This is a genomic window from Sphingosinicella xenopeptidilytica, from assembly GCF_042676985.1.
GTDB classification, from domain to species: domain Bacteria; phylum Pseudomonadota; class Alphaproteobacteria; order Sphingomonadales; family Sphingomonadaceae; genus Sphingosinicella; species Sphingosinicella xenopeptidilytica.
This window is the reverse complement of sequence record NZ_JBHTIK010000015.1, coordinates 400,489-421,462: the sequence shown is the minus strand read 5'-3', so window position 1 is coordinate 421,462 and position 20,974 is coordinate 400,489. Positions and strand designations below refer to the sequence as shown.

The 20,974-nt window shown below is 65.6% G+C and carries 21 protein-coding genes and 1 tRNA gene; 12 read left to right on the top strand and 10 right to left on the bottom strand.

The window, feature by feature from the left end; all coding sequences use genetic code 11:
- The first annotated feature begins 16 nt into the window (after positions 1-16).
- The 4 genes from ACFQ00_RS18735 (at position 17) to ACFQ00_RS18720 (ending at position 3,010) form a co-directional block, all read left to right on the top strand.
- Positions 17-661, top strand: a complete 645-nt coding sequence (locus ACFQ00_RS18735; protein ID WP_381494550.1) for a PepSY-associated TM helix domain-containing protein — start codon at positions 17-19, stop codon at positions 659-661.
- Between the two features lie 12 nt (positions 662-673).
- Positions 674-1,189, top strand: a complete 516-nt coding sequence (locus ACFQ00_RS18730; RefSeq protein WP_381494548.1) for a DUF2271 domain-containing protein — start codon at positions 674-676, stop codon at positions 1,187-1,189.
- A gap of 13 nt (positions 1,190-1,202) precedes the next feature.
- Entirely contained in the window at positions 1,203-2,021 is an 819-nt protein-coding gene (locus ACFQ00_RS18725; RefSeq protein ID WP_381494545.1) for a DUF4198 domain-containing protein, read from the top strand.
- Positions 2,022-2,113: 92 nt separating this feature from the next.
- A complete protein-coding gene (locus tag ACFQ00_RS18720) occupies positions 2,114-3,010 on the top strand; it encodes an FAD:protein FMN transferase (protein WP_381494542.1) in 897 nt (298 codons plus the stop codon).
- Here ACFQ00_RS18720 and ACFQ00_RS18715 read toward each other — a convergent pair whose 3' ends face one another.
- The 5 genes from ACFQ00_RS18715 to ACFQ00_RS18695 form a co-directional block, all read right to left on the bottom strand.
- Positions 3,011-3,766 carry an energy transducer TonB gene (locus tag ACFQ00_RS18715; protein ID WP_381494539.1) on the bottom strand — a complete coding sequence of 252 codons (756 nt, stop codon included), beginning with the start codon at positions 3,764-3,766 and terminating at the stop codon, positions 3,011-3,013.
- A 93-nt stretch (positions 3,767-3,859) separates the two neighbouring features.
- A complete protein-coding gene (locus tag ACFQ00_RS18710) occupies positions 3,860-4,543 on the bottom strand; it encodes a Fe2+-dependent dioxygenase (protein WP_381494536.1) in 684 nt (227 codons plus the stop codon).
- A 245-nt stretch (positions 4,544-4,788) separates the two neighbouring features.
- Positions 4,789-7,146, bottom strand: a complete 2,358-nt coding sequence (locus ACFQ00_RS18705) for a TonB-dependent receptor (protein ID WP_381494533.1) — start codon at positions 7,144-7,146, stop codon at positions 4,789-4,791.
- A 350-nt stretch (positions 7,147-7,496) separates the two neighbouring features.
- Positions 7,497-9,656 (bottom strand): TonB-dependent receptor domain-containing protein, encoded by a 2,160-nt coding sequence (locus ACFQ00_RS18700; RefSeq protein ID WP_381494530.1) that lies wholly within the window; start codon positions 9,654-9,656, stop codon positions 7,497-7,499.
- A gap of 91 nt (positions 9,657-9,747) precedes the next feature.
- The gene (locus ACFQ00_RS18695; RefSeq protein WP_381494526.1) at positions 9,748-11,520 is read right to left on the bottom strand and encodes an ABC-F family ATP-binding cassette domain-containing protein; all 1,773 of its coding nucleotides are present in this window, start codon (positions 11,518-11,520) and stop codon (positions 9,748-9,750) included.
- A gap of 128 nt (positions 11,521-11,648) precedes the next feature.
- Between ACFQ00_RS18695 and ACFQ00_RS18690 the strand changes: the two genes are divergently transcribed.
- Genes ACFQ00_RS18690 through ACFQ00_RS18680 form a run of 3 tightly spaced genes read left to right on the top strand, consistent with a single transcriptional unit; the run spans position 11,649 to position 14,023 of the window.
- Positions 11,649-11,957 (top strand): PepSY domain-containing protein, encoded by a 309-nt coding sequence (locus tag ACFQ00_RS18690; protein WP_339711231.1) that lies wholly within the window; start codon positions 11,649-11,651, stop codon positions 11,955-11,957.
- A gap of 10 nt (positions 11,958-11,967) precedes the next feature.
- The gene (locus ACFQ00_RS18685) at positions 11,968-12,636 is read left to right on the top strand and encodes a response regulator transcription factor (protein ID WP_293781605.1); all 669 of its coding nucleotides are present in this window, start codon (positions 11,968-11,970) and stop codon (positions 12,634-12,636) included.
- Between the two features lies 1 nt (position 12,637).
- On the top strand, positions 12,638-14,023 hold the full coding sequence (locus ACFQ00_RS18680; protein WP_381494519.1) for a sensor histidine kinase: 1,386 nt from the start codon (positions 12,638-12,640) through the stop codon (positions 14,021-14,023).
- A 48-nt stretch (positions 14,024-14,071) separates the two neighbouring features.
- Here the strand turns inward: ACFQ00_RS18680 and ACFQ00_RS18675 are convergent, their stop codons facing one another.
- The 3 genes from ACFQ00_RS18675 to ACFQ00_RS18665 form a co-directional block, all read right to left on the bottom strand.
- Entirely contained in the window at positions 14,072-14,404 is a 333-nt protein-coding gene (locus tag ACFQ00_RS18675) for a hypothetical protein (protein WP_381494516.1), read from the bottom strand.
- 97 nt (positions 14,405-14,501) lie between these two features.
- On the bottom strand, positions 14,502-15,173 hold the full coding sequence (locus ACFQ00_RS18670) for a DUF4197 domain-containing protein (protein WP_381494513.1): 672 nt from the start codon (positions 15,171-15,173) through the stop codon (positions 14,502-14,504).
- 86 nt (positions 15,174-15,259) lie between these two features.
- A tRNA-Gln gene (locus tag ACFQ00_RS18665) sits at positions 15,260-15,333 on the bottom strand.
- A gap of 191 nt (positions 15,334-15,524) precedes the next feature.
- On the opposite strand from ACFQ00_RS18665, the gene ACFQ00_RS18660 reads away from it, so the two are divergent.
- Genes ACFQ00_RS18660 through aguB form a run of 4 tightly spaced genes read left to right on the top strand, consistent with a single transcriptional unit; the run spans position 15,525 to position 19,141 of the window.
- Complete coding sequence (locus tag ACFQ00_RS18660; RefSeq protein WP_381494510.1) at positions 15,525-16,580, top strand: Ppx/GppA phosphatase family protein; 1,056 nt, start codon at positions 15,525-15,527, stop codon at positions 16,578-16,580.
- Between the two features lies 1 nt (position 16,581).
- A complete protein-coding gene (locus ACFQ00_RS18655; RefSeq protein WP_381494507.1) occupies positions 16,582-17,325 on the top strand; it encodes an RlmE family RNA methyltransferase in 744 nt (247 codons plus the stop codon).
- Entirely contained in the window at positions 17,322-18,296 is a 975-nt protein-coding gene (locus tag ACFQ00_RS18650) for an agmatine deiminase family protein (RefSeq protein WP_381494503.1), read from the top strand. The genes ACFQ00_RS18655 and ACFQ00_RS18650 overlap by 4 nt, the downstream gene beginning before the upstream one ends.
- The gene (gene aguB / locus ACFQ00_RS18645; protein ID WP_381494500.1) at positions 18,293-19,141 is read left to right on the top strand and encodes an N-carbamoylputrescine amidase; all 849 of its coding nucleotides are present in this window, start codon (positions 18,293-18,295) and stop codon (positions 19,139-19,141) included. The genes ACFQ00_RS18650 and aguB overlap by 4 nt, the downstream gene beginning before the upstream one ends.
- Positions 19,142-19,147: 6 nt before the next feature.
- Here aguB and ACFQ00_RS18640 read toward each other — a convergent pair whose 3' ends face one another.
- Both ACFQ00_RS18640 and ACFQ00_RS18635 read right to left on the bottom strand, forming a co-directional pair.
- Entirely contained in the window at positions 19,148-19,726 is a 579-nt protein-coding gene (locus ACFQ00_RS18640; RefSeq protein WP_381494496.1) for a lambda-exonuclease family protein, read from the bottom strand.
- Between the two features lie 4 nt (positions 19,727-19,730).
- Positions 19,731-20,384 carry a uracil-DNA glycosylase gene (locus ACFQ00_RS18635; RefSeq protein WP_381494493.1) on the bottom strand — a complete coding sequence of 218 codons (654 nt, stop codon included), beginning with the start codon at positions 20,382-20,384 and terminating at the stop codon, positions 19,731-19,733.
- Positions 20,385-20,407: 23 nt separating this feature from the next.
- Between ACFQ00_RS18635 and folK the strand changes: the two genes are divergently transcribed.
- Positions 20,408-20,932 carry a 2-amino-4-hydroxy-6-hydroxymethyldihydropteridine diphosphokinase gene (folK, locus tag ACFQ00_RS18630; protein ID WP_381494489.1) on the top strand — a complete coding sequence of 175 codons (525 nt, stop codon included), beginning with the start codon at positions 20,408-20,410 and terminating at the stop codon, positions 20,930-20,932.
- Positions 20,933-20,974 lie beyond the last annotated feature (42 nt).

Genomic DNA, 20,974 nt, shown 5'->3' with positions numbered 1-20,974 from the left:
GGAATAATTCTGCGCCATGCACAGTGTGACGCCTAAGAGAGTGGCGGCCAAGAAAAGCCGCAAGGCGTTCTGGCTGAAACAGCTGCATACGTGGCACTGGATGAGCTCTGCCATCAGCCTCGTTGGGCTCCTCCTATTCACGATCACGGGGATCACGCTCAATCACGCTGCCGAGATCGAGGCGGAGCCCGTGATCGAGGAGCGCACGGAGCAGCTTCCGGCGAAGCTGCTCGGCGTTATCGCACCGAAGGACGGCGAAGCGGAACGCGCGCCGCTGCCTGCACCTGTCGCCGCATGGGTCGCTGAAACGTTTTCCGTGAAGGCCGGGGGCGATGCGGAGTGGTCGCCCGAAGAGGTCTACCTCGCGCTGCCGCGCCCTGGTGGCGACGGCTGGGTCGCGATCGACCGGGCGACGGGCGAGGCGACTGCCGAGAGCACCGACCGCGGCTGGATCTCCTACCTCAACGACCTCCACAAGGGTCGCAATTCGGGCACAGCGTGGAAGTGGTTCATCGATATTTTCGCGGGCGCCTGCCTCGTGTTCGCCTTCACGGGCCTATTCCTGCTCCAGCTTCACGCCGCGAAGCGCCCGAGCACGTGGCCCATCGTAGGGGTGGGGCTCCTCATCCCCGTCCTCGTCGCCCTGATTTTCATTCACTGAAGGATTCCGCAAATGCAGCTTTCCACGCGTATCGTGATGACCGGCGCGGCGTTCGCAGGGCTGGTGGGGCCTGCCGCCGCGCAGAGCATCGACCTCACTGTCACAATCCCGCGCCTCAGTGTCGCCGAGTATCACCGGCCCTACGTGGCGATCTGGCTCGAAAAGGCCGGTGCGCCAGCGAAGACGCTCGCGGTCTGGTACGACCACGACATGAAGGACAACGAGGGCACCAAGTGGCTGCGCGACGTGCGCCAGTGGTGGCGCGCCTCGGGCCGCGGGCTGACGTTTCCGGCGGACGGCATCACCGGCGCGACGAAGGCGCCGGGCACGCACAAGATGAGCTTCGGCGCGGATGCGCTCGGGAAGCTCGAAGCCGGTGACTACACGCTGCTCGTGGAAGCCGCGCGCGAAGTGGGCGGCCGGGAGCTGGTGAAGCTGCCGTTCAGTTGGCCGCCGAAGCCGGGCCAGGCTGCGAGCGCGGCCGGGAGCGAGGAACTCGGTGCGGTCAGCGCCACCTTCAAACGCTGAAAGGACAATATTCATGAAAACCGAAATCCTGCGCGCACTCGCCATCTCGACAGCATTGTTCAGCGCAACCGCCGCTGAGGCACACCGCCAGTGGATGCTGCCCTCCTCAACCGTGCTTTCGGGCCAGTCGAGCTGGGTGACGGTGGATGCTGCCGTCTCCAACGACCTGTTTTATTTCGAGCACCAGCCGGTGCGGCTCGGCAACGTGAAGGCGTGGGCGCCGGACGGCAGCGAGGTGGCGCTGCAGAACGCATCGACTGGCCGCTACCGCAGCACCTTCGACGTCGAGCTGAAGCAGCAGGGGACGTACAAGATCGCCAACGCCGGCGGCGGTATCTTCGGCAGTTACAAGGAGAACGGCGAGGAGAAGCGGCTGCCGCGCGGCGCTTCGGCGGCGGATATCGAGAAGCTGATTCCCGCAGGCGCGACCGATGTGAAGCTCTCCGAAAGCTGGAGCCGGAACGAGATTTTCGTGACGCTCGGCGCGCCGACGGCTTCAGTGCTGAAGCCGAACGGAAAAGGGCTTGAACTCGTGCCGGTGACGCACCCGAACGACCTCGTTTCGGGCGAAGCGGCGACGTTCCAGTTCGTGATCGACGGCAAGCCCGCCGCCGGGGTCGAGATCGAGGTTGTGCCGGGCGGTATCCGCTACCGCGACCAGCTCGGCCAGATGGACCTCAAGACCGACGCCGAGGGTAAGGTGACGATCACGTGGCCGAACCCGGGCCTCTACTGGATGAGCGCTGAGGCCAGCGACAAGAACGTCAGCGTGAAGGGCGCCGAGCAGCGCCGCCTCGGCTATGTCTCGACGCTCGAGGTGCTGGCGCCCTGACCGCCCGCATCCTCGTCCCGAAGGCGCTCTCCGCTGCGGCTTTTGCGCTGAGGGAGCCTGCGGGGCACATTGCCACTCTTTCCGGCGAGACGATGGGGACGCGCTGGTCGGTGCGCCTCGTCGTGCCCGCACCGGGCAGGCTCGCGGAGATTGGCGCGGGCGTGCAGGGTGCGCTGGACGGTGTTGTCGCGGAAATGAGCACGTGGGAGGGGGCGTCCGACATCAGCCGGTTCAACCGCGCGGCGGTTGGGGCGTGGCAGTCGATGCCGCCGGGTTTCCTGACCGTGCTTTCCGCTGCGCTCCGGATCGCTGAGGAGAGTGGCGGGGCGTTCGATCCGACGATTGGGGCGATCGTGGATGCCTGGGGGTTTGGAGCGGCGGGGGCTGTCGCTTCGGCGCCGGATATGGAGACGACCGAGACGCTGCGTCTTGCGGCGGGTTGGCGGCGGGTGGAGTGTGATACGCTGCTGCAGCGGGCGCGGCGGACTGATACGCTTGCGCTAGACTTTTCCGGGATCGCCAAGGGGTTCGGTGCGGATCGCGTGGCGGCATGGCTGAAGAGCCGGGGGTTCCGGCACTTTCTTGTCGAGGTCGGCGGCGAACTCGTGGGGGAGGGCGTGAAGCCCGACGGGCAGCCGTGGTGGGTGGATATCGAGATGCCGCCGGGTGCGGCGCTGCTGCCGCTGCGGCTTGCGCTGCACGGCCTGTCGGCGGCCACCTCCGGCGACTATCGGCGCTGGTTCGAGGCGGACGGTGAGCGCTTCGCGCACACCATCGACCCGCGCAGCGGCAGGCCCGGGAACGGTGTCGCTTCCGTCACCGTCCTTCACGCGGAATGCATGTACGCCGACGCCTATGCGACCGCGATCACGGTACTTGGCGCAGAAGACGGCCTGCGGTTCGCCAACCGTCTCGGCCTCGCCGCGCATATCGTCTCTCGCGACGGGAGCGAAACAATGAGCCTTGCCTTCATGGCGATGCTGGACTGATCAACCCTGCAGGACGAAGGGAATTTCCACGGTGCCCCGCACGGCGACGGCGATGCCGTCGCGGATCGTGGGGGACCAGCGCCAGTGGCGGACGGCGCCAAGCGCGGCGCGGTCGAGCCGCTCGTAGCCGCTGCTCCTTGCGAGGCGCATGTCGGCAACGCAGCCGTCCGTGCCGAGCGTCAGCGCCAGAACGACGGTGCCCTGCTCGTGCTTGCGGCGCGATTCCAGCGGATAGGCCGGGGGTTTTGCCGAGATCATCGTGGCACCGAGATCGTCGGCCACCAGCGTCGGCGGTGCTGCCGGGCGCGGCGCGGAGACGGCCGGTGCCCTGATCAGAACAGGGGCGGGCGGGGCGGCCTGCGGCTGATCAGCGGTTGCAACGATGGGCGGCGGCGTGTCGCGCGCGAACTCGACGGCGGGCGGCGGCACGTAGATTTCAGGCTCGGCAAGCTCCGGAGGCGGCGGCGCCTCTGGCGCGGGCGGCGGTGCCGAGAGATCGAGCAGGTCCATCGCCGTCTGCACGCTGTGCGGCGGGATCACCTGCGTGCGGATGAGAACCGCACCGAGCGCGACGTGAAGAGCGGCGACAGCCAGTATTGCGCGCCAATCGAGACCACCCGGTGCATAGCCCCCCGAAGGTGCCGTGAATTGCGTGGAAGCAGCGGCCCGAACAGGCGCCACAATTGCCGATACGCGCTCGTGAAGATTGGTATCGTCGAACGCGTCGTCCGCGCTGCGTGCATGAACCCGATGCATTCGAACGCCCTGTTGCCGTGACCCCCTAGCCACGCAGGCTATATAAGGCTTCAAATAATGCGAATCAATCGCATTATTAACGCTTCGGCTGTGTCAGGTTGTCGCCCAGCGGCGGAGGAGATTGTGATAGACGCCGGTGAGCTGGATGATCGCGGCATCGTCGTGGCCGCGGTCCTGCGCGATCGTCTGAATTGCCGTATCGAGCTCGAACAGCGAGCGACGGGCTTCGCCATCGCGAACCATCGACTGAATCCAGAAGAAGCTCGCGGTGCGCTTGCCGCGCGTGACGGGCTCGACACGGTGCAGGCTGGACGCCGGATAGAGCACCATGTGCCCGGCAAGCAGCTTCACCTGCTGGACGCCGAACTGGTCCTCGATGGTGAGCTCGCCGCCGTCGTAGTCGTCGGGGTCTTCGAGGAACAGCGTTGCCGAAAGATCGCTGCGGATGCGGAATTCGCTGCCGCGCTGGATGCGGATGGCGTTGTCGATGTGAACGCCGAAGGTCTGGCCGCCCTCATAGCTGTTGAACAGCGGCGGATAGACTTTGAGCGGCAGCGCGGCGGCGATGAACAATGGTGCCTTGCCGAGCGCATCGAGGATGATCGTTCCCGCCTCGCGCGCTGCGGCGCTGTCTTCGGGGAGTTGCATGTTGCGTTTGGCAAGCGCGGACTGGTAGCCTGAGGTGACATTGCCGTCGACCCACGGGGCGGCATCGATGATCGCGCGGACGCGGGCGAGCGCCTCCGCATCGAGCACGTCGGGAATCGCGATCATCATGCCAGGAAACCGATCTTCGTTGGACCTACTGAGATATCAGCACCGGCGGTGCTGGTGGGCAAGAGCGATCCCCCTGAACCACTCTTGCCCATAGGGCCAATCGACATTCAGCCCTGACGGCCTGCAAATGGTGGCTCTCCGCGCTTCCGGTGCTCGCGTACCTTTAGTACGCTCCGCTCCGGGTCACGGAAATCCACCATTTTCGGCGCGTCATCTTCTGAATGTCGATCCGCCCTGGCCCATGCTCAGAAGCTGTAGAACAGGCTGAGCACGGCCGACCGCCCCTCGCCGGGCGTCGCCCAGCCGTTGTTGCGGATGCCGGTGTAGTATTTCTCGTCCGTGAAGTTCTGGACGTTCAGCTGCGCCGTCAGCCCGTTGCCGAACGGATAGGACACGAACGCGCGGTGCGTGAGCCAATCCTTCGATTTCGGGAACGGGGTTGCCGTGTTCGAGAGCAGGAAACTGCCCTGATAGGTGAACCCGTAGCCGACCTGCAGGCCGAAGGGGAGCGTGTAGGTGGTGAACAGGCTGCCCGAGTGCTTCGGCGTGTTGGTCAGTGGATTGCCGGCCTGCGTATCCGTGAGCGGGCAGGTGATCGCCGTGCCGCCCGGAGGCGTGAACGTCGCGCCCGGATTGGCAAGGCAGTAGTTCGAAACGCTCTGCTTCACCTTGCTGTCGAGATAGGTGTAGTTCGCGAAGATCGCCCACGCATCGGTGATGTTGCCCGTGGCGCCGAGTGCGAGACCATCCACGCGGCTCTGCCCGTCGAGCACCTGCAGCGTGCCGAGCGTCGGATCGTTGCTGGCCACCGGATAGTTGGTGCGTTCGTTCCTGAACAGCGCGGCGGTGAGCTGGAGCCTGCCGCCGACGAGATCGATCTTGCCGCCGATCTCGTAGTTGACGGCTTCCTGCGGCGCGACGGTGCAGGGATCGAGGTTCAGGTTCTGTGCAGTCGCAAGGCCGCAGCCGCCGCGAACGCTCGACGATGTCGGTGTGCGGCTGTTGCCGTAAGCCGCGTAGAGGCTGGCGTTGGGCACCGGCTTGTAGACGAGGCCGACGCGGTAGCTGAACAGGTTGTCGTCCGACCGCTGCACGACACCGCGGGTTACGTTGCCGAACGTCGGCCCCGGCGTGCCGATGATGGTATCGGCGCGGAAATCCGCCTTGTTGTTTTCCCAGCGGATGCCGCCGTTGATCTCGAACTGCTCGGAAAGCTTGATGGCGTCAAACAGGTAGAAGGCGATGTTCCGCGTGTCGCCCTGCGAGAACGCCGTCGGGATGTAGTTGATCGGGCCGCCGTAGATGGGATCGGGGTCCGAGATGTCGATCGGCGGCAGTGTCGGGTTCGGCGTCGCGCCGCCAGCATTCCGCAGCGAGTTGCCGTTCGACAGATCATAGTCTTCCTGCGCGTAGGAGGCGCCGATCGTCACCGTGTGCTCGATACCGCCCGTGTTGAACACGGCCTTCAGATCGAGCTGGTTGTAGAGCATCTGGTTTTCGGAGAAGCGCGACGTGCCGCGCGGCCCCGAGGGGTAATACATGCCGGGAAGCTGCCCGGCTCCGCACGCCGCGCCCGTGTAGAGCGTACCGCTATCGAGGCAGTAGGTGCCTTGCGGCGGATTGACGACGAGGTCCTGTTCCACGCGCTGCCAGCGCGCGAGGTTGCGAAGCGAGACCTTGTCGCTGAAGGCGTGCTCGAAGATCGCGGTTGCCTGATCGACCGTCTGCTTCTGATAATCGACATCCTTGTAGCCGTAGTAGCCGCCATAGTCGGCGCCCGGCAGCAGTCCGCCGACCGACGAGTAATAAGGCACACCGTAGATCGGCGTGTTGTCGTCCTTCTGATGGACATAGAGCAGCGTCAGGCTGGTCGTCCCGTCGATGCCGATGGTGACGGACGGCGCGATGCCCCAGCGCTCGTAGTGATCGAAGTCGCGGGCCGGAACGTCGTTCTCGTGGTACATGGCGTTGAGGCGGACGGCGACGAGGTCCGACAGGCGGAGGTTGCTGTCCACCGTGGCGCGATAATAATTGTCCGTGCCGATGCCCGCCTGAACGACGCTGAGGTCTTCGCCCTTCGGTCGCTTGGTGACGAGGTTGATCGTGCCCGAGATCGAGCCCGAGCCGCCGTACACCGAGTTGGCGCCGTTCACGACCTCGATCTGTTCGAGGTTGAACGTGTCCGAGCGGCTGTACTGTGCGCTGTCGCGCACGCCGTCGATCTGGAGATCGGTGTTGGCGCTTTGGCCGCGCAGGTTGATGCTGTCGCCGTAGCCGCCGCCGCCTTCACCGGCGCCGAAGGTGATGCCCGGAATGGTCGTCAGCGCCTCGCGCAGCGTCAGCAGGTTCTGCTGGCGGATGGTGGTGTTGCCGATGACCGTGATCGTCTGCGGCGTATCGAGGAGTGGCCGCACATATTTGGGGGATTCGGCCTTCTCGACCTTGATCTCCTCGTCGACGGCCGTGCTGGTGACGGTGACGCCGCCCAGTTTCTGCTGCTGTTCCTGCGCGTGCGCGGGCAGGGCGCTGGCAACGAAACCGACACAGGAAAGGGCCAAAAACGCTGGGCGCGTGCCAACGGCAAGAGATGTACGACTCGACATATGAAAAACCCCCGCAAGTTGAGTGCGAGGGGCTCGCTATTGAGAATGAATATCAGAGTCAATATCAACGAGATAAATCAGCAACAATCGCGCAATGTTTCCCCAGGACGTGTCCCGAGAAGCACAGCGGTACGAACGCTGGTGCCTTTCGATGGCCACAAAAAAAACGCGGGACTGCGAAAGCCCTGCGCTCGTCGTTGGGTCGAAGTTCGTGCCGGGGTTGTCCGCGGCGCTGTTTTCGGGCTGATTCAATCTGAAACGATCGCGGTTTCGAGCAAGCTGCACGATCTCGGAATCACGCAGCTTGCTCTGTCCCTTTGTTGGCGCATCGTTTTTTTGCGTACGAAGCTCTAGAAATCGACCTTAGCGGATAGCCACAGGCGGCGCGGTTCCTGGTTGTTGATGTAGCGGTTCACGAAGGTGGCCGCACCCGTGCTGCTTGTTGCCGGCTGATAGTCCACGAAATCGGTGTTGAGCACGTTGTAGACCGTGGCGCTGAGCGTGAACGCATCGATCTGGAACGAGCCGCCGAGATGGAAAACCGCGTAGGATTTGTAGTCACCATACAGCGCCTTCGCATTGCCGGTCCCGGTGTCGGGCGTCCGGTAGCGGCGGCTGCGATACTCGCCGCGTAGCCACAGATTCAGCATGTCGGTCGCCTGCCAGCGGGCCTGCCCGTTCAGCATGTGCTTGGGCGTGTTCGTCAGCGGTTCACCCTTCGATGGGCCGCTGCGCTGTTCGCTGTCCGTGTAGGTGTAGTTGCCCGACAGCGTCACCGACGGCACGGGTTCCCAGCGGATGGTGGCCTCGAAGCCTTCCGTGCGCGCCTTGTCGATGTTCACAGACTGACCGAAGGTCGCGACGGTTGGGTAAAAACCGACATCGACGCAGCCCGTCGTCTCATAATTTCCGGCCTCGTAGTCGACCGCACTGACACCGAAGGCGCAGTTGTCGACCGGATCGTCGCTCGACGAGATCTTGTCGTCGTAGTCGTTGCGGAAGACGGTGAGGCTGGCGCGGAAATTCTCGCGGTTGTCGTAGAAGACGGCGAGCTCGGTCGCGATGCTGGTTTCCGGGGTCAGGCCGGGCGTGCCGATCAGCGGCAGACGCCCCTGGCTGCCGAAACCGTTGATGCCGGGCGCGAGCTGCTCGAGGCGCGGCGCCTTGTAGCCGGCGCTGACGCCGCCCTTCACGGTCCAGTTGTCGGTGGCGTTCCACACGGCGTAACCGCGCGGGCTGAAATGGCTGCCGAAGGTGGAATGGTCGTCGTAGCGTCCGCCGACGGTGAGGGCGAAATTCTCGACGAGGCGCCATTCGTCCTCGGCGAACAGCGACCACTGCTCGAAGGTGAACGGCGCGGATGCGACGCCGTCGATCATCTCCGCGTCCCAATACTGGCCGCCGAGCGTGAAGGTGTGGTTGGCGATCTGCGACGAGAACTTGGTGTCGAAGATCGTGCTCGTGCTTTCCAGCGTGCGCGGGCCGCCGCCTTTCACCGGGACCAGCGCCGGGATCAGGCGACCGAGCGTTTCCGTCACGTTGTGCGACAGCGTGCTTTCCAGCGTGCCGAACGGCAGCCGCCAATTGTGGGCGAGGACATATTGCTCGCGTTTGAACTCCAGCACGTCCTCGTAGCCGCCGGCGACGGTATTCGTGCCCATCTGGGCCTTGGAATTGTCGTACCACTGGTCGGCGAAATCGATGTCGACCCACACGTCGTGATCGGCGTGCGGCGTGAGGTTGATGCGCCCGCCCGCCGACCAGATCCGGTTCTTGGTCGGGTTCGGGCCGAAGCCCGTGACGGGCGTCGGTACGCCCGCGAGGTTGAGATACGCGATCTCCGACTGCGCGCGCTCCGAATAGCTGCCGCGCAGCGCGACGCCGATCAGGGAGGGCACCAGCGGGCCGTTCAGATAGACGTTGCCGGCCTTGATGTCGCCGAAGTCGCGGTCGCCCTGAATGGTCGTGTGCCCGGTGATCGAGCCGCCCCAGCGGTCGCCGATCTTGCGGGTGATGATGTTGACGACGCCGCCCATCGCGTCCGACCCGTACAGCGTCGACATCGGGCCGCGCACCACTTCCACGCGCTCGATCGCGGAGACCGGCGGCAGGAAGCTCGTGGCCGTCTCGTTGAAGCCGTTCGGCGTGACGCTGCCCGCCGTGTTCTGACGGCGGCCGTCGATCAGGATCAGCGTGTTCTCCGACCCCATGCCGCGGATGCTGATCTGCGCGCCGCCGCTCTTGCCGACGGAATCGCCGACGTCGACGCCTTCGATGTTCTGCAGGATTTCCGTGATCGAGACGGCGCGGATGGTTTCGATTTCCTCGCGGCCGATCACGCTGATCGAGGCGGGCGCCTGCTCGATCTTCTGTTCAAAGCCTGCGGCGGTGACGACGATGGTGTCGGCAACGACATTGTCGTCGGCCTCGTTCGCCAGGGCGGGCATGGCAGAGAGTGCAAGCGTAAAAATAGAGACGCCCGACAGACGGCGTGAACGCGAAATCGACATCAAAACAACCCCCGGTAGTCAACGGAAGGGGCTTGTTATTGAGAGTGATTTGCAGAGTCAACGCTATTAGGAGTCAGTCGCAATAATTGAATTATCCAAGCGCCTCTGACATTTCGGCGAGTTCGAGCCAGCGATCTTCGCAGGTGGCGAGGCGCGCACGCGCCGCGTCGAGCGCCGCCGAAATCCGCATGAAGCCGTCCGGGTCGCGCGTGTAGAGCGCGGGGTTGGCGAGGCTTTCTTCGTGCAGGGCGATCTCGGCGTTCAGGGCCTCGATTTCGCCGGGAAGCAGGTCGAGCTCGCGCTGGTCCTTGTAGCTGAGCTTGGTGCGGGCGGTGCGCGGGGCTTCGGCGGCGGGGGCGCTGCTTGTCTTGGGGGCGATGCGCTGGGTGCGCTTCTTCTCCCAGTCGGCAAAGCCGCCCGCGACGACATCGGCACGGCCGCTGCCGTCGAGGCCGACGACCATCGTGACGGTGCGGTCGAGGAAGTCGCGGTCGTGGCTGACGATGAGCACGGTGCCCTCGTAGTCGGCGATCACCTCCTGCAGGAGGTCGAGCGTTTCGAGGTCGAGGTCGTTGGTGGGCTCGTCGAGGACGAGGAGATTGGAGGCGCGGGCGAACTCGCGCGAGAGCAGCAGCCGGGAGCGTTCGCCGCCGGAGAGCGCATCGACGGGCGCATCGGCGTAGGCGGGATCGAACAGGAACTCCTTGAGGTAGCCGATGACGTGCTTTTTCTCACCACGCACATCGATCCAGTCGCCGCCGTCCGCCAGGATGTCGCGCACGCGCTTGCCCGGTTCGAGGAGCTTCCGCTGCTGATCGATGGTGATGCCCGCGAGCGTTTTCGCCTGCCTCACCGTGCCCGTATCGGGCGCGATCTCTCCGGTGAGGAGCTTGAGGAGCGTCGTCTTGCCCGCACCGTTGGGGCCGACGATGCCGATGCGGTCGCCGCGCTGGATGCGGAGCGTCAGATCCTTGATGATCGTGCGGCCGTCGTAGCTCTTGCTGACGCCCTCGGCATCGATGACGATCTTGGCCTTAGCGTCGTCGCTTTGCAGGCCGAGCTTCGCCTTGCCGGCCTGCCCGATCATGCTCGCGCGCTGGGCGCGCATCTCCTGCAGCTTGGCGAGACGGCCCTGATTGCGGCGGCGGCGCGCGGTGACGCCGCGCTGGAGCCAGTGGAGCTCTTCGCGGAGCTTCGAATCGAGCTTTTCGGCGGCGCGCGCCTCTTCGGCGTAAACCTGCTCGGTCCACGCTTCGAAGCCGCCGAAACCGATCTCGGCGCGGCGGACCTGGCCGCGATCGAGCCAGAGCGAGGAACGCGTGAGGCGGGTGAGGAAGGTACGGTCGTGGCTGATCGCGACGAATGCGCCCGTGTAGCGGCCAAGCCAACCTTCCAGCCATTCGATCGCGGCGAGATCGAGGTGGTTGGTGGGCTCGTCGAGGAGAATCAGGTCCGGGTTTTCGGCGAGCGCGCGGGCGAGCGCAGCGCGGCGCCGTTCGCCGCCGCTCGCGGTTTCGGCGGAGCGGTCAAGGTCGAGGCCGATCTGGTCGGCGATGGCGTCCACCTCGTGCGCCTCCGGTGCGCCGGGGCCGCGCATGGCGAAATCGCGCAAGGTGGCGAAGCCGGTGACCTTGGGATCCTGCTCCAGCAGCACGATGTGCGTGCCGGGGCGGGCCTTGCGCTCGCCCTCGTCGAAATCGACGAGTCCGGCGATGAGACGGAAGAGCGTCGTCTTGCCCGCGCCGTTGCGGCCGATGAGCGCCAGCCGGTCGCGTTCGCCGATGAAAAGATCGAGGCCGCGTAGTAGCCAGCCCGTGCCTTGTACGAGGCCAATGGATTCAAGCGAGACAATGGGGGCGGACACGCGTTAGACTTCCAGGCGAGAGGAACGAGGGGGGAGTTAGGGTGATTGCGGCGTCTGCGCAATATTCATGGGCTATTCACCGCGCGGGCGGTAATCGTGACGGGCATTTCTACAGAATGAGTTCGCGTGTGAAGTTTCGTTTCGCCTTTGTCTGGCTTGCCCTTTGCGTTTCCGCAGCGACTGCGGCGCCGGCGCAGGCGCTCGATCCGAAGATGAAGGATCACGATGCGGCACGGGCGGCGACGAAGAGCGGCGAGATTCGCTCGCTCGGCGAGATCAAGAGCCGCGTCGGCAACCGCGTGGGCGGCGAACTCGTCGGCAGCAAGCTCGACATGGATCGGAAGCGCTACCGGCTGCGCTACCTGCGCGAAGGCTCGGTCGTCGAGGTGGACGTCGACGCCAAGACCGGCCATATCATCGACATAGACGGCAACTGAAGGTTTCCCCATGCGCCTGCTGATCGTCGAGGACGAACCCACGCTTGCACGCCAGCTTCGCGAGACGCTGGAAGGCGCCGGCTACGCGGTCGATGTCGCGAACGACGGCGAAGAGGGGCACTTCCTCGGCTCCTCCGAAAGCTATGACGCGATCGTGCTCGATCTCGGCCTTCCCGAGATGGACGGGCTCACCGTGCTCGACAAGTGGCGCAAGGCCGACATCGCCATCCCCGTGCTGGTGCTGACGGCGCGCGACAGCTGGTCCGACAAGGTGGCCGGGCTCGACGCGGGCGCCGACGATTATCTCGCCAAGCCGTTCCAGATGGAGGAGCTGATCGCGCGGCTGCGCGCGCTCATCCGCCGCTCGACGGGCAATGCCTCATCCGAACTCGAAGCGGGCGACGTGCGGCTCGATATGCGCTCCGGCCGTGTGACGCTGAACGGCACGCCGGTGCGGCTCACCGCGCAGGAATACAAGCTGCTCGCGTACCTGATGCACCACAAGGGCAAGGTCGTCTCGCGCACCGAACTGATCGAGCACATCTACGATCAGGATTTCGACCGCGATTCGAACACCATCGAGGTGTTCATCACGCGCATCCGCAAGAAGCTGGGCGCTGACCTCATCCAGACCATCCGCGGTCTCGGCTACAGCCTGGACGATCCGCAAGCTGCCTGAGGTGGCCGTCACCGCGCCACGCGAATCCCGTTTCGGCCAGCTTTTCCGGCGCGGTTCGCTCAGCCGCCGTATGCTGGCGGTATCGGCGCTGTGGATCATCACACTGCTGCTGATGGGGGGCTACGCGCTCGAACGCACGGTCGGGCGCATTATCGTCGACGGCTTCGACGAGCGCCTGCGCAGCGTGCTCACCGGGCTGATCGCGACCGTGGAGCTGGGCCCCGAGGGGGAAATCCGGCTGAATCGCTCGCTCGGTGATCAACGCTTTCAGGAGCCTTATTCGGGTCTTTACTGGCAGATCAGCATGGCGGGGCAGGAGCCGCTGCGTTCGCGCTCGCTGTGGGACCGCGCGCTGACCCCGAGTACGTTCGACGCCAGCAAGGAACCCGTGGCCTACGACAGCGACGCCTTCGAAGGCGAACGGCTGCGCATCGTGGAACGCGACATCGTGCTGCCCGACAGCCCGATCATGCTTCACGTGCAGGCTGCGCAAAACCGGGCGGAACTCGACCGCCAGCTCGCCCGCGTGCGCGCGACCGTGCTGTGGTCGCTCGGCGTGCTCGGCATCGGGCTCATCGGCATGGCGGGGCTTCAGACGGGCTACGGTCTCTGGCCGCTGCGCCGTATCAGCGACCAGATCGCGGCGGTACGCAGCGGTGCGGTGCGGCGCGTCTCCTCCGATTTCCCGGCGGAAGTGTCGCCGATGGTCGCCGAACTGAACGAACTGCTGGATCACACAGAGGCGCAGGCGGAAGCGGCGCGGATGCACGCAGGCAACCTTGCGCACGCCCTGAAGACCCCGCTCGCGATCGTGATGAACGAGGCAGAGGGGCAGGCGAACCCGCTCGCGGTCACGGTGCGCGGCCAGCTCGCCATCATGCGGCGCCACATCGATCACCACCTTGCCCGCGCCCGCGCGCTCGGCCGCCGATCGGCGGTGAACGCGCGCGCCGAGGTATGGCCCGCGCTCGAAGGCCTGCGCCGTGCGATCAGCCGTATCTATCCCGAGGTCACCATCGACCTCGACGGCGAGCGCGCAGCCGTGTTCCACGGCGAGCGGCAGGATCTTGAGGAAATGGCCGGCAACCTTATCGAGAACGCCGCGAAATATGGCGCCGGGCGCGTGTTCGTCTCGGTCTCGCGCACGGACAGGCCGGAACGCTTCATCGAGATTGTCGTGGAGGATGACGGCCCCGGCATCGCGGAAGCCGAGCGCGTCCGCATCTTCGGCCGCGGCGCGCGGCTCGACACCGAGAAGCCCGGCACGGGTCTCGGCCTTTCCATCGTGAAGGACGTGGCCGAAATCTACGGCGCCAGCATCACGCTCGGCAGCAGCGAGGATCTCGGTGGTCTCGCCGCGACACTGCGGCTACCGGCGGCGGTGTAAGCAAAAGCGAGGTTGAGCGGCGCGCGTCGCTCAACCTCGCTGCAGAGTCTACTTCTCGTCTTTCAGGCCGATGCACTGTTTCCAGATGCCGCCGACTGTCCCGAATTCCCGGCGATACTCGATGCGGCTGCCTTCGCCTTCCTTGAAAACCGTGAAAGCCAGGGAAACCCCGCCATAGCCGTTCTTGATGAGGATGACTTTCGAGCCGTCATCCCGGTCCAAAGCCGATGTGTTATTCTTGTTCGCAAGGCAGAACGCGACTTCGTTCTGGCTCTTTTCGGAGCGGAATACCTCCGTCGGCGCCTTGTCGAGAACGGCCTGGGTAGATGCGCAGCCAGATACAACGGCAGCCGCGCCGAAAATCAGCGAAAAGCGTTTCATAATGCCCCCATTACAATGGAGTGAAGACGCTATTTCGGCCGCATTGTTTCGACAACGATTCGATGTGAAGGGTGCTACGACTGCCGGCGGCAGTCCCCTACTTCTTGAGGGTCTTCAAGAGCTTCTTTCCGGCGTCGAGCGGGTTGGCGCGCAGCTTCGCCTCTTCGGTGCCGATATATTGGAAGATGCCCTTCAGCGCCTGATCGGTGACGCTGTCCGTCAGGCCGTCTCGGCTGAGGCCTGCGCCCGACAGGAGCGAGGAACCGGCACCGAGCTTGTCCAGCTGATCGAAGGCGCCGACTTTGCCGAGCGCGGCGGCGACGAGGGGACGGACCTTGGCTTGCAGGTCGTTGCCCGCGCTTTCCTCCAGATACCGGGTCGCGCCGTCGCTCTTCGAAACCACGCTGACGCCGTCCTGCAGCGTCATATCGTTGATCGCGCTGCGGAAGATCGGCTTGGCTTCCTTCGCGGCAAGGCCGGCGGCATCGTTCAGGCTTTTCGTGAGATTGCCCGTGAGGCCGGCCTGATCCGTGTATTTCATCAGCTTGGAAGCTTTCTTGAGCGGCCCCGGAAGCAGGATGCGGATCGCCTTGTCGGCATAGAAGGCGCCCGGCTGGGCGAGCTTGTCGAGCGCACTGTCCGATGCGTCGCCGAGGATGGATTTCACAGGCGCGCCAAACCCCTGCGCTGCGGCAGGCGGCGCGGCGGAGAGTGTTCCGACAAGAAGCGTTGCAGCCAGGAACCCACGGACAACGATGCTGCCGGTCATGCGCTTTCTCCCCACAAAAGATGTCGGGAGCTTATCACAGCGCTGCCGGACGGGAAATCGCGCGGCAGTCAATTCACGAGAGGAGATGGATGCCCCGCGAGGATTCGAACCTCGATTGACGGAGTCAGAGTCCGTAGTCTTACCATTAGACGACAGGGCACCAACAAGCGGCAGGTGCCGCCCGATTGCGGTGGGCGTAATATGGGGGCGGCCGCGCAATGTCAAACGGTCAGATGCGCGCGGGTTGTGCGCGGAGGTTGCGAATTTTCACAAAAGGGTGCTAGCCTCGCTTTCAAGTGAACGTCGGAAGCCTTTTCGGGTCTCCGGTGTCTTGATTACAGGGCGACCATCATGCCTTTCGACGTGAATACCGCGCCCGACACGGGCGTTACGGACTCCATACCTCCGCTGTCGCGGGGTGATATCGGGCAGACGCAGCGGCGCGCCTATGCCGCGCTCGACCTGGGCACCAACAATTGCCGCCTCTTGATAGCCCGGCCCGCGCGCGGCGGCTTCTATGTGGTGGATGCCTTCTCGCGGATCGTGCGGCTGGGTGAGGGGCTGCTGGAGACTGGGCGGCTTTCGGACGCCGCACAGGACCGCGCCGTTGCCGCGCTGAAGGCCTGCGCCGAGAAGATACGCCGCCGGGGGGTGTGGGTGAGCCGCAACGTCGCCACCGAGGCCTGCCGCCGGGCGAGCAATCGCGACGCCTTCGTGGACCGCGTGTTTGCCGAAACCGGCATCGCGCTCGACGTGATTTCGCCCGAGGAGGAAGCCCGGCTCGCCGTGCTCGGCTGCCAGACGCTGCTCGACCGCAGCGGGGGCCACGCGCTCGTTTTCGACATCGGCGGCGGCAGCACCGAGATCATCCTTGTCGAGATCGGCGCGGGCGGGCGCGAGCGGATCGTGAGCTGGGCGAGCGTGCCGTGGGGCGTCGTGTCGCTCACCGAAACGGAGCCGACGCATTTCGAGACCGCCCAGGAACGCGAGGCCGCCTATGAGCGGATGATCGCGCGCGTGACCGAGCATCTTGCGGGCGCGCGCGAACATCTGCATCCGCCGTGCAGCCCGGAAGCGCTGCAGCTTCTGGGCACATCGGGCACGATCACCACGCTTGCGAGCCTGCACCTCGGCCTCGCGCATTACGACCGGCGCAGGGTCGATGGCTGCAGCGTACCCGCCGCAGCGCTTCGCGAGGTGGGCGTTTCGCTCTCCCGCATGGCGCACGCTGAACGCGCCGCGCTCGCCTGCATCGGCAACGAGCGCGCCGACCTTATCATCGCGGGATGCGCCATCCTTGACGCCATCCTTGCGATGTTCCCGGCGCGAGAGGTGTGCGTTGCCGACCGCGGCATCCGCGAGGGCATCCTCCGCACGCTGATGCGGCGCGACGGTCACAGGCTTTAGCATGGCAAACGGTATCGGGGGCCGCTCCGTGGGCGGCAAGGTGCGGGTGAAGACGGCGCGGCGGCGATCGGCGGCCTCGACGCGCTGGATCGAGCGGCAACTCAACGATCCCTATGTGAAGGCGGCGAAATCGCAGGGTTATCGCTCGCGCGCGGCGTTCAAGCTGCTGGAACTCGACGAGAAGTACCATTTTCTGCGCGGCGTGCGCCGGGTGGTGGACCTGGGCGCTGCGCCCGGCGGCTGGTGCCAGGTGCTGCGCGAGAAGCATCCGAAGGCGGCGGTGGTGGGCATCGACCTTCTGGAAATGGAGCCGCTGGCGGGCGTGACCTTCCTGCAGATGGATTTCCTTGCCGATGAAGCGCCGGGTGCGCTGAAGGCGGCGCTTGGCGGGGCGGCCGACCTCGTGCTGTCGGACATGGCGGCGAACACCATCGGCCACAAGCAGACCGACCACCTGCGTACGATGGCGCTGGTGGAGGCGGGGCTCTATTTCGCGTGTGAGATTCTTGCCCACGGCGGCACGTTTGTCGCCAAGGTGCTGGCGGGCGGTGCAGACCATGCGCTTGTCGCGGAGCTGAAACGCAATTTCCGCACGGTGAAGCACTCGAAACCACCCGCGAGCCGCAAGGATTCGTCCGAATGGTACGTGGTGGCACAGGGGTTCAAGGGAACAGCGTTGCCCGGGGAGGGTTCGAGTGGCAGAGCCGCCGACGAAACCGGCTTCGCGCAAGAGGAGAATTCATGAAACGTCAGCCCGCCGAATGGGCGCCGCACGCCGCGATCTGGACGGCGTGGCCCTCCGACGCCTCGCTGTGGCAGGAAGACCTCGAGCCTGCGCAGGCCGAGGTCGCCGCGATGGTGGCCGCGATCATCGCGGACGGCGGCGAGCCCGTCGAGCTTCTCGTCGACGGTCCCGAGGCGGAGGCGACGGCGCGGCTCGCGCTCGCCGATCACCCCTCCGTGCGCATCCACCAGCGCAAGTTCGGCGACATCTGGCTGCGCGACACCGGCCCGCTGTTCCTTTCGGACGGCAGCGCGGCGGGTTTCCGCTTCAACGGCTGGGGCGGCAAGTATGAGCTGGAAGGCGACGACACGGTCGCCGAGTTCGTCGCTGAAACGCAGGGCGCGGCGCTCGCACGGCACGACTGGGTGCTTGAAGGCGGCGCGATCGAGCCGGACGGCACGGGCCGCGTGGTGACGACGCGGCAGTGCCTGCTCAATCCGAACCGTAATCCCGATCTGTCGCAGGCAGAGATCGAGGCGCGGTTGGCTGCCGATCTCGGGCTCGACACCGTGATCTGGCTCGGCGACGGGCTTCTGAACGACCATACGGACGGGCATGTCGACAACCTCGCGCGCTTCGTCGCCGAGGGTGTCGTCGTGGTTCCGGAGGCTGCGGGCGCGGATGATCCGAACGCCGATGCCTATGCCGAAGCGCGGCGGACGCTGGAGGCTGCGGGGCTTGAGGTGAAAACGATTCCGTCGCCCGGCCTTCTCGATGTGGACGGCGAGGCGATCCCGGCGAGCTACATGAACTTCCTGATCACCAACAAGAAGGTGATCGTACCCATCTATGGCCAGCCGAACGACGAAGCCGCCGTGGCCGCCGTGCAGGCGCTGTTTCCCGGCCGCAAGGCGGTGGGGCTTCCGGCCAGCCATATCCTGACCGGCGGCGGCTCCTTCCATTGCATCACGCAGCAGGTTCCCGCCCTATGAGCACCATGAACGTCGCCGCGCTTCAGCTTCCGCTCGGGGGTGACATCGACAGCAATATCGCGTGCGTCAGCGATCTGGTGCGCGAGGCGGCGGGGAAGGGTGCGAAGATCATCCTGCCGCCCGAGCTCTTCGAAGGGCCGTATTTCTGCCAGGTGCAGCATGAGCGTTTTTTCGCGACGGCGAAGCCGGTAGCCGAGCATCAGTCGGTGCTGGCCATGCAGAAGCTCGCCGCCGAGCTGAAGGTCTATATCCCGACGAGCTTTTTCGAGGCGGACGGGCCGCACTATTACAATACGCTCGCGATGATCGACGACAGCGGCAAGGTGATGGGCACCTACCGCAAGAGCCATATCCCGGACGGCCCCGGCTATACGGAGAAATTCTATTTCCGGCCCGGCAACACCGGTTTCAAGGTGTGGCCGACGAAGTACGGCACGGTGGGCGTCGGCGTCTGCTGGGACCAGTGGTATCCCGAAACCGCGCGCGCGATGATGCTGATGGGCGCGGACGTGCTGTTCTTCCCCACCGCCATAGGCGACGAACCGGCGGCGGAGGAACTCGACACCTCGCGACTGTGGCGGCGGGCGATGATCGGCCACGCGGTTTCGAATGTGGTGCCCGTCGTGGCCGCGAACCGAATCGGCAGCGAGGACGCGATGAGCTTTTACGGGCATAGCTTCATCACCGACGAGCGCGGCGATTTCGTTGCGGAGTTCGGCGCAGCGGAAACGGGCGTGCTGACGGCGGAAATCGATCTGGAGCGCGTGAAGAAACACCGCGCCGCGTTCGGCTTCTTCCGGGACCGGCGGCCGGAGCTCTACGGGCGGCTGGCGCAGGATATCTGAGGGGGCTTACCCCGCCAGCACCTCGTCCCAGAACGCGGCCTCGGTATCGAGCATCCGGTCGATATAGGCCTCATCGCGCGCGGCCACGATGTGCTGCGGCGCGCGGCCGGGCACCCAGCACCAGAAATCGATCTGCGCATAGCCGGTGACGGCGAGGATGTGCTGGAGTTGGCCGTAGTAGTAGCGCGGCACGGCGCGCTTTTCGGTGCTGTAGGCGTAGGCCTTGTCGCCGCACTTGATCTCGACGACAGCGCCCGCGGTAAAGCAGATGCCGTCGACGCTGGCGCGCAGCCATTCGTAGCGATTGCTCTGAAGGCAGGCCGGCGCGACGCTGTGGCCGGTATGGCCCGCATAGAGCCGCCGCGCTTCCGGCTCCAGCGCGTTCCCCCGCGACATTGCCGCATTGCCGCGCCAGTGCGAGACGACGCCCGCCATCGCATCCACCTTTTCCTTGAGCAGGCGCTTGCGGCTTTTCCAAGGATTCTCGCCCATCACGGCAGGCGCATCCGAGGCGCCCAGACCGCCGCTCCGCCATTGCAGCCAGCGCGCGTTCCCCTGATCGAGATCCACGATCGAGAAGGGCATGGGGTTATGCGGCCTCGTTCATTGCCATGCGGAAGACGTCCTCGAACATCGGCGCGGTGAGCCGTCCGGTGTTCGTGTTGTAACGCGAGCAGTGGTAACTGTTGAACAGGATGCGCCCGCCCGGCAACGCATGGCGCGCGCCGTGCCCGAACTTGTGATGCGAGGGTTTGAGCCCGAAGCTGCGCAGGGTCGACTGGTGCGCGATGAGGCCGAGCGCGATGAACGCGCGCGCGCGGGGCAGCGCGGCGATCTGCGTTTCAAGGAAGGGCCGGCAGGTGTTCATTTCCTCGGGCGTCGGCTTGTTTTCGGGCGGCAGGCACTTCACCGCGTTGATGATGATCGCGCCCTTCAGGCGGAGGCCGTCGTTCGGATCGGCGGCATAGGTGCCGGTCGACAGCCCGAACTTGTCCAGCGTCGCATAGAGAAGATCGCCCGCATAATCGCCCGTGAACGGCCGCCCGGTTCGGTTCGCGCCGTGCTTGCCGGGCGCAAGGCCGATGATGCCGAGCCATGCGTCGGGATCGCCGAAGGCGGGGACGGGGGCATTCCACCAATCGGGGTATTCGGCGCGGCATTCGGCGCGGAAATCGGCAAGGCGCGGGCAGCGCGGGCAGTCGCGCGGCGGCTCGGTTTGGGGAAGCGGGCTTTCCATGAACATGGCTTTCCGATTAAGCGGCGCGCATGGCCTTAGCAACCGCCGCAACACCCGCCGAGACATCCATCGTGATCGCCATCGGATCGAACCGCCCGCACGGGCGGCACGGACGCCCGGCCGGCGTCGTGCGCGCCGCGGTGAAGGCGCTTGGCGAGGCCGGGTTTCCAGCCGCTGCCGTGTCGCCGATCCTCGGCACGCGGGCCGTGGGGCCGGGTGGGCGCGACTATGCGAACGCCGTCATGACGTCATCGACGGTGCTGACACCGCCGGAGATCGTCGTGGCGCTGAAGGCCGTGGAGCGTGGCTTCGGACGGCGCGGCGGGCGGCGCTGGGGCGCGCGCGTGCTCGATCTCGACCTCATCGCATGGGGCGCTGGCGTATGGCCGGGGCGATTGCTTTGGCGGCAGTCGCGAGGCGTCGCCGCGCCGCACCGATCCATGCACCTCCGGGACTTCGTGCTGGCCCCTATGCTGACTGTCGTGCCGGACTGGAGGCATCCTGTCATCGGCCTCACCGTGCGCCAGATGCACGCCCGTCTCAGAAACGGTTGACCGAAGCCCCCGCGCTCCATAGATCAGCCCCGCACACGCCGC

What these genes read in the sequence shown, in the direction of transcription:
- ACFQ00_RS18735 (WP_381494550.1), top strand. Translation starts at nt 17, where the DNA reads ATGCACAGTGTGACGCCTAAGAGAGTGGCGGCCAAGAAAAGCCGCAAG.
- ACFQ00_RS18730 (WP_381494548.1), top strand. Translation starts at nt 674, where the DNA reads ATGCAGCTTTCCACGCGTATCGTGATGACCGGCGCGGCGTTCGCAGGG.
- ACFQ00_RS18725 (WP_381494545.1), top strand. Translation starts at nt 1,203, where the DNA reads ATGAAAACCGAAATCCTGCGCGCACTCGCCATCTCGACAGCATTGTTC.
- ACFQ00_RS18720 (WP_381494542.1), top strand. Translation starts at nt 2,114, where the DNA reads ATGGGGACGCGCTGGTCGGTGCGCCTCGTCGTGCCCGCACCGGGCAGG.
- ACFQ00_RS18715 (WP_381494539.1), bottom strand. Translation starts at nt 3,766, where the DNA reads ATGCATCGGGTTCATGCACGCAGCGCGGACGACGCGTTCGACGATACC.
- ACFQ00_RS18710 (WP_381494536.1), bottom strand. Translation starts at nt 4,543, where the DNA reads ATGATGATCGCGATTCCCGACGTGCTCGATGCGGAGGCGCTCGCCCGC.
- ACFQ00_RS18705 (WP_381494533.1), bottom strand. Translation starts at nt 7,146, where the DNA reads ATGTCGAGTCGTACATCTCTTGCCGTTGGCACGCGCCCAGCGTTTTTG.
- ACFQ00_RS18700 (WP_381494530.1), bottom strand. Translation starts at nt 9,656, where the DNA reads ATGTCGATTTCGCGTTCACGCCGTCTGTCGGGCGTCTCTATTTTTACG.
- ACFQ00_RS18685 (WP_293781605.1), top strand. Translation starts at nt 11,968, where the DNA reads ATGCGCCTGCTGATCGTCGAGGACGAACCCACGCTTGCACGCCAGCTT.
- ACFQ00_RS18675 (WP_381494516.1), bottom strand. Translation starts at nt 14,404, where the DNA reads ATGAAACGCTTTTCGCTGATTTTCGGCGCGGCTGCCGTTGTATCTGGC.
- ACFQ00_RS18670 (WP_381494513.1), bottom strand. Translation starts at nt 15,173, where the DNA reads ATGACCGGCAGCATCGTTGTCCGTGGGTTCCTGGCTGCAACGCTTCTT.
- ACFQ00_RS18660 (WP_381494510.1), top strand. Translation starts at nt 15,525, where the DNA reads ATGCCTTTCGACGTGAATACCGCGCCCGACACGGGCGTTACGGACTCC.
- ACFQ00_RS18655 (WP_381494507.1), top strand. Translation starts at nt 16,582, where the DNA reads ATGGCAAACGGTATCGGGGGCCGCTCCGTGGGCGGCAAGGTGCGGGTG.
- ACFQ00_RS18650 (WP_381494503.1), top strand. Translation starts at nt 17,322, where the DNA reads ATGAAACGTCAGCCCGCCGAATGGGCGCCGCACGCCGCGATCTGGACG.
- aguB (WP_381494500.1), top strand. Translation starts at nt 18,293, where the DNA reads ATGAGCACCATGAACGTCGCCGCGCTTCAGCTTCCGCTCGGGGGTGAC.
- ACFQ00_RS18640 (WP_381494496.1), bottom strand. Translation starts at nt 19,726, where the DNA reads ATGCCCTTCTCGATCGTGGATCTCGATCAGGGGAACGCGCGCTGGCTG.
- ACFQ00_RS18635 (WP_381494493.1), bottom strand. Translation starts at nt 20,384, where the DNA reads ATGTTCATGGAAAGCCCGCTTCCCCAAACCGAGCCGCCGCGCGACTGC.
- folK (WP_381494489.1), top strand. Translation starts at nt 20,408, where the DNA reads ATGGCCTTAGCAACCGCCGCAACACCCGCCGAGACATCCATCGTGATC.